The organism is uncultured Stenotrophomonas sp. (assembly GCF_945952405.1).
In the GTDB taxonomy this organism is placed as follows: Bacteria; Pseudomonadota; Gammaproteobacteria; order Xanthomonadales; family Xanthomonadaceae; genus Stenotrophomonas.
Window position 1 is genome coordinate 70,395 of record NZ_CAMFIA010000021.1, and the last position, 6,366, is coordinate 76,760.

Annotated in this window: 6 protein-coding genes; 2 read left to right on the plus strand and 4 right to left on the minus strand. The window is 68.5% G+C overall.

From position 1 onward, the window contains the following. Nucleotides 1-121 precede the first annotated feature (121 nt). The 4 genes from gorA to Q0P60_RS17470 all read right to left on the minus strand — a co-directional run bounded on the left by gorA (nt 122) and on the right by Q0P60_RS17470 (nt 4,557). Nucleotides 122-1,480 carry a glutathione-disulfide reductase gene (gene gorA, locus Q0P60_RS17455; RefSeq protein WP_294996501.1) on the minus strand — a complete coding sequence of 453 codons (1,359 nt, stop codon included), beginning with the start codon at nt 1,478-1,480 and terminating at the stop codon, nt 122-124. Beyond that, nucleotides 1,477-2,727 carry an FAD-dependent oxidoreductase gene (locus Q0P60_RS17460; protein ID WP_294996504.1) on the minus strand — a complete coding sequence of 417 codons (1,251 nt, stop codon included), beginning with the start codon at nt 2,725-2,727 and terminating at the stop codon, nt 1,477-1,479. Before Q0P60_RS17460 ends, gorA begins: the two co-directional genes overlap by 4 nt. Before the next feature lie 3 nt (nt 2,728-2,730). After that, nucleotides 2,731-3,975: a DUF418 domain-containing protein gene (locus Q0P60_RS17465; RefSeq protein ID WP_294996507.1), complete on the minus strand. Its 1,245-nt coding sequence runs from the start codon at nt 3,973-3,975 to the stop codon at nt 2,731-2,733. Between the two features lie 99 nt (nt 3,976-4,074). Further along, nucleotides 4,075-4,557 carry a peptidylprolyl isomerase gene (locus tag Q0P60_RS17470; RefSeq protein WP_294996510.1) on the minus strand — a complete coding sequence of 161 codons (483 nt, stop codon included), beginning with the start codon at nt 4,555-4,557 and terminating at the stop codon, nt 4,075-4,077. Nucleotides 4,558-4,668: 111 nt separating this feature from the next. Here Q0P60_RS17470 and Q0P60_RS17475 point away from each other — a divergent pair, with 111 nt between their 5' ends. Together Q0P60_RS17475 and Q0P60_RS17480 are read left to right on the plus strand one after the other, a co-directional pair. Beyond that, nucleotides 4,669-5,208 (plus strand): C40 family peptidase, encoded by a 540-nt coding sequence (locus Q0P60_RS17475; protein ID WP_294996513.1) that lies wholly within the window; start codon nt 4,669-4,671, stop codon nt 5,206-5,208. Nucleotides 5,209-5,402: 194 nt separating this feature from the next. Beyond that, nucleotides 5,403-6,113 carry a C40 family peptidase gene (locus Q0P60_RS17480; RefSeq protein ID WP_294996521.1) on the plus strand — a complete coding sequence of 237 codons (711 nt, stop codon included), beginning with the start codon at nt 5,403-5,405 and terminating at the stop codon, nt 6,111-6,113. Nucleotides 6,114-6,366 lie beyond the last annotated feature (253 nt).

Consider the following 6,366-nt stretch of genomic DNA (forward strand, 5'->3'; position numbering starts at 1 on the left):
AGCGTGGGGACGCTCATTGTCGCATGGGGCGCACACTACCCTGTAGAGCCGAGCCCGCGCTCGGCTTCTCGATGCACGGGGTGAAGCAGCCGAGCCTGCGCTCGGCTCTACAACTGCCGGCTCAGCGCATCAGCACCACTTCCTCGGCCGAGGTCGGGTGGATTGCCACGGTGTCGTCGAACTGGGCCTTGGTTGCGCCCATCTTCACCGCCACAGCGAAGCCCTGCAGGATCTCGTCCGCTGCTTCGCCGAGCAGGTGGACGCCCACCACGCACTCTTCCGGGCCGGCGCAGACCATCTTGAACAGGCTGCGCTGGGCGCCATTGGCCAGCGCTTGCAGCATCGGGCGGAAGCGGCTGTGGTAGACGCTCACCTGCTCGAAACGCGCGCGTGCTTCTTCCTCGCTCATGCCCACCGCGCCCAGCGGCGGGTGCGAGAACACCACGCTGGCCACGTTCTCGTAGTCCATCTTCGAGTCCGCGCGCCCCCCGAACAGGCGGTCCATCAGCCGCCGCGACGCGGCCACCGCCACCGGGGTCAGGCCAACCTTGCCGGCGATGTCCCCCACCGCGTGCACGCTCGGCACGCTGGTGGTCTGCCATTCGTCCACCTGCACCTGCTGGTGCTCACCGATACCGATACCGAGCGCCTCCAGGCCAAGATCACGGCTGTTGCCGCGGCGTCCGGTGGCGAAGAACACCGCATCGAAGGCGCTCTCGAGCGGGCCGTCATGGCCGAACGCACGCACGCGTTCGCCCTCGCGCTGCAGTTCGCGCAGGCGGTAGTCGAAATGGATCCGCACACCCTGCTGCTTCAGGTTCTCGGCCAACTGGTCGGTCAGTTCATAGTCGAAGCGCTCCAGCAGGCGCGAGCCCCGTACCAGCAGGCTCACCCTGCTGCCCAGCGCCTGCAGCAGCCCGGCCAGCTCCACCGCGATATAACCTCCACCGATGATCGCAACCTCGGCCGGGGCCGCGCGCAGATCGAAGAAATCATCGGAAACCAGCCCCAGTTCGGCGCCGGGGATATCCGGGCGCAGGGGGTGCGCGCCGGTGGCGATCAGGATGTGCTCGGCGCTGTAGCGCACGCCATCGCTGCAGGCCACGGTATGCGCATCCAGCAGGCGGCCACGCGCTGGAATACGGACCACGCCGGTTTCATCCAGGCGCTTGTGGTAGCTGGTGTGGATGTTGCTGATGTAGGCCTGGCGATGGATCACCAGTTCCTTCCACGACAGTGCCGGGCGCGCGGCGACGTCGAAACCCATCGCGCTGGCCAGGCCGATGCGCTCGTGCAGGTCGGCCGCCAACCACATCGCCTTCTTCGGCACGCAGCCGACGTTGACGCAGGTACCGCCCAGTTCACCCGGCTCCAGCAGGGCCACGCGCCGGCCATGCTGCGCGGCGCGGATCGCACCGGCCAGGCCGGCGGAGCCACCGCCGAGGACGATCAGGTCATAGTCATGGGAAGCAGTGCTCATCGGAATCGCTCGGGTCGGTAAGGGGCAGGATCGATCGCTGGCGTGCGGCCGCAGACAAGATCGGCGATCAGCTGGCCGGTGCCGGCGCTCATGCTGATGCCGAGCATGCCATGCCCGGCTGCAAGCCAGACGTGAGGATGCGCGGGCGCGCGGCCGATCAACGGCACATCGTCCACGCTCATCGGGCGCCACCCGCACCACTGCTCCTGCAGCTGCGCGCCACGCGACGCGCGCAGGTAGTGGTCGGCGGCCTGCTGCAGCGCCTGCAGGCGGGTCGCACGCAGCACCGGATCGGCGCCGGCAAATTCCATGGTGCCGCCCAGGCGCAGCGCTTCGCGCCACGCGATCACGAATACGGAATGGTCCTTCAGCACCACCGGGCGCTGCGGAACCTGCGGCGGTCGCGACCAGGTCAGCGAGTAGCCCTTGCCGGGCTGGATCGGCACCCGCAGGTCCAGTTGCCGCGCCCAGTGCCGCGACCACGGCCCGGTCGCCAGCACCAGCGCGCGCGCGGACCACTGCTGCGCACCGGCCTGCACCCGCACGCCGTCGGCGTCGTCGCTGAATCCCTGCACGTCCACCTGTTCGTCGATCACCACGCCCTGCGCGCGCAGCACGCGGGCCAGCTCGGCGGTATAGCGGTCCGGCCGCAGCTGCGCATCGCCGGGGAAGTGGATCGCACCGGCAAGGCGATCATGGAAGGCCGGATTCGCACGTGCATAGTCGGCGCCACCGATGCAGGCGGTGGCGATGCCCTGCGCATCCAGTGCCTCGCATTCGGCGGCGTACCGGTCGAAGTTGCGCGCATCGCCGAAGACATAGTCCAGCCCGCGCGCCTCGAACTCGCAGTCCAGCGCATGCGCCTGCACCCACTCGGCCAGGCGCAGCCGCGAATCATTGAGCAGCGCGGCCCGCGCACGCGTCGCCTGCAGCCAGTCGCGCGCATTGCAGCGCGCGCCGAACTGCAACAGCCAGCGCCACAGCGCCGGGTCCAGGCGCGTGCGCACATACAGCGGCGCACGCGGATCAAGCATCCAGCGCAGCGCGCGCAGCGGCACGCCAGGAGCCGCCAGCGGCGGCGCATGGCTCGGCGTCACGGTGCCACAGTTGCCATGCGAGGTGGCCGCACCGACGCGGCCGCGCTCGATCACGCGCACCTGCCGGCCCTGCGCGCGCAGCGCGAGCGCGGTGGCCAGGCCGATGGCACCGGCGCCCACCACGATCACATCCTCGCGCGCGCGCCGCATCGATCAGCCCTGCCCGGCTCCGCGCCGCAGCGGCGGCCACTGCCGGTAGGTCATCGCACGCCACAACCACTCCAGCGGACCAAAGCGGAAACGGCGCAGCCAGGCATGCGAGACAGCCACCTGCACTGCGAACAGCAGCAGCGCGAACAGCAGCTGCACACTGCGCGGCATCATCTCGAACCCGCCCAGGCCATAGTGGTAGAACAGCCAGGTGCACAGCAGCGACTGCCCGATATAGTGGGTCAGCGCCATGCGGCCGGCCGGCGCCAGCCACGCCAGCCGCGCGCGCCAGTGCACGATCCACGCCAGATAGCCCAGGCACATCGGCAGGCCGCCGATCGTCACCAGCGCCATCGCCGCCGTCACCGGCAGGTTGTAGGCGCCGGGCAGCAGGTACGGCTTCCAGGCAACACCCAGTACCGTCACCAGCAGCCCCAGCGGCAGCGCGATCCAGCGCAGTGCCGCATACAGGCGCGGGAAGCGCTCCGGCGCCGCCAGCGCGCCACTGCCGGCAAACCAGCTGCCGATCAGGAACATGCCCAGCACTTCGGGACCGGTGATCAGCAATGCCCCCATCGCCGTACCGAACTCGCTCATCCGCTGCACATTGGCCTGCATCCAGCTGCCACTGCCGTACACCAGGCGCTGCTGCTCGATGCTCTGCTGTGCTTCGGCGAGCATCTGCTGCACCTCCGCGGCCGAGGCCATCGACACCATCGCGCCGATCAGCAGCATCAGCGCCACGCCGCCCAGGTAGGCGATCACGCCCATCCACGGCAACCAGCTGCGCGGCGCCTCGCGACAGGCCAGCAGCGGCAGCGAGACCAGTGCGTACATCACCAGGATGTCGCCGGACCAGACCAGCAGTGCATGGCACAGGCCGATCAGCAGCAGCCCGGCGCTGCGGCGCAGGTAGAACGGGGTGAATTCGCGCCCCGCCGCTTCGGCGCGCTGTGCCATCACCGCGAAGCCGGCACCGAACAGCAGCGAGAACAGGGTGAAGAACTTGCCCTGCACGAACACGTAGACAAAGGCGTCGGCCCAGTAATCCAGGCCCTGCCAGTGCACGTCGATTCCGGTGAAGGCCAGGTCCAGGGGCCCACTGAAGGCCTCGATGTTCATCAACAGGATGCCGAACAGCGCAGCACCGCGCAGTACGTCCAGCACCGCGATGCGTTCGCCGGAGGCCATCGGCTGCAGAGAAGGAGAAGCGGCGTTCACGGGGCATCCGTCGGACAGGTCCGCCATTATGCCGCCGGCCCCTGCGCCATGGATGGCCGCGCCGTGTTCCAGAAACGCAACGGCCCGCCGAAGCGGGCCGTTGCTGCCATCACGATCGCACTGCGATCAGTGGTGGTGACCACCATCGCCGTGCACGTGGCCGTGCTCGATCTCTTCCTGGCCGGCTTCGCGCACATCGACGATTTCCACGTCGAAGTGCAGGTCCTTGCCGGCCATCGGGTGGTTCAGGTCGACGTCGACCACGCTCATGCCGACCTTCTGCACGGTCACCGCACGCGGGCCGAAGTTGGTCTGCAGCACGACCTGCTGGCCCGGGGCCAGCTTGGTGTTGCCGAAGTGCTTCTTCGGCACGCGCTGGGACAGGCCCTCACGGCGCTCGCCGTAGGCATCGGCCGCATTGACGTCGACGCTGAAGGTCGCGCCGGCTTCCTTGTCCATCATGGCGTTTTCCAGGCCCGGGATGATGTTGCCGTGGCCGATCAGGATCGCCAGCGGCTCGCCGCGGTCCTTGGACGATTCGATCGGCTCCTGGCCGACTTCGGAAACGGTGTAGTGGAAGCGGACAACGCGGTCTTTTTCGATCTTCATGCGCAACTCTGTCTGGATCTGCCGGAGGCAGGCGGGTTGGGGCGGGTTGTCGCCCGGCGGGGACGCCGCCATCATGACGGCCAATCCAAGGTGGCGCATTATCCGGAGATCATGCACATCACGCCAGTTTCGCCCGGCCTGCGCCGGCTCCTCGCCCCGGCCCTGCTGCTGGCCCTGCCCTTGCTGATGACCGCCTGCGGTGGCGGCAAGGCCACCCGTCCCGCTCCGCCGCCGCCGACGGCCCACTGGCCGAAGACCGTGCCGGACAACCCGGAAGCGGCCAACTCGGTGCTGATGCGCGCCATCAGCCTGGTCGGCACGCCCTATCGCTATGGCGGCAACACTCCCGACTCGGGCTTCGACTGCAGCGGCCTGGTCGCCTATGTGTATCGCGAGATGCTCGACCTGCAGCTGCCGCGCACCTCACGCGACCTGGCCGCGGTACAGGGCCCGAAGATCGACCCGCAGCGGCTGGCCACGGGTGACCTGGTGTTCTTTGGCAGCCGCGGCAGCGTCACCCATGTCGGCATTTATGTAGGTGAAGGACGCTTCGTGCACGCACCGAGCACCGGCGGCACGGTCCGCCTGGACTCGCTCAGCGGTCCCTACTGGAAAGACCACTACACCGGCGCGAAACGTGTCCTTCGCTAAGCTGAACAGGCGATATGTTCAAAACTGTGACACGCATCACTCTGAAACTAACGAATTCCTAACGGAATTTTTAACTTATTGACGCTTTTACAGGGCATGATGCCCCATCGTTTTTTTCCTGTGACCGACGCGTGACGACTGACGACCTGACGTGCCAAGGCCAGACCGCCGCATTTTCGCGTAGTGCCCGCCCGCTGTTTCTCGGCCTGGCACTGTGTCTGACCAGCCTCCCGGCCTGGTCGCAGACTGCTCCCACCCGTTCCGATGCAACCCCGGCCCCGGTGGCCGAGAGCACCGCCCGGCCGGCCGCCAAGGCCGAGGCTCCCGCTCCGCAGCGCAGCCGCGTCGACGCTGCCGCCAGCGCCACGTTGGCCGCCCTGCTGCCGCATCTGGCCGCCAATGACACCATTCCGCTGATGGACCGCTCGGCCGTGGTGGCCGGTGACCTCAGCCGCCTGCTCGCCAACTACGACACCAGCAGCGCCGCCAATGGCAGCGTTGTCGGTACCGCCGCCGACAATGGCAAGGTGCAGTCGCTGCTGCGCCGTGCGATGACCCTGCTGGGCACGCCCTACCGTTGGGGCGGCAGCAACCCGGACAGCGGTTTCGACTGCAGCGGCCTGGTCGGCTACGTGTTCCGCTCGGCGCTGGGCATCGAACTGCCGCGCGTCTCGCGCGAGATGGCGCACGACGACAACGCCGAGCTGATCAACGACCGCACTGCGCTGGCCGCAGGCGACCTGGTGTTCTTCGGCCGCAAGGGCCGGGTGGACCACGTCGGCATCTACGTCGGTGATGGCCGCTTCCTGCACGCACCGAGCTCCGGCAAGGACGTCCGCGTGGACACCCTGCTCAGTGGCTACTGGGGCAACAAGTTCATGCAGGCCCGCCGGGTCGATCTCTGACCCGCTGGCGCACGGGCGCCGCCTGCAACCGGAAGCCGCTGCCCTGCAGCGGCTTTTTTGTTGGCTGCCGATCGGTGCCGGCAGGCGCCGGCTGGCCGAGGTGGGTGCCGACGGTGGGTCGGCAGGGCCCTCCCATCCACGCATGGCGTGGATCTACTGCTGCAGGGCTGCGGTGGGTGCCGGTGGGTGCCGACCGTGGGTCGGCGCGGCCCTCCCATCCACGCATGGCGTGGATCTACTGCTGCAGGGCTGC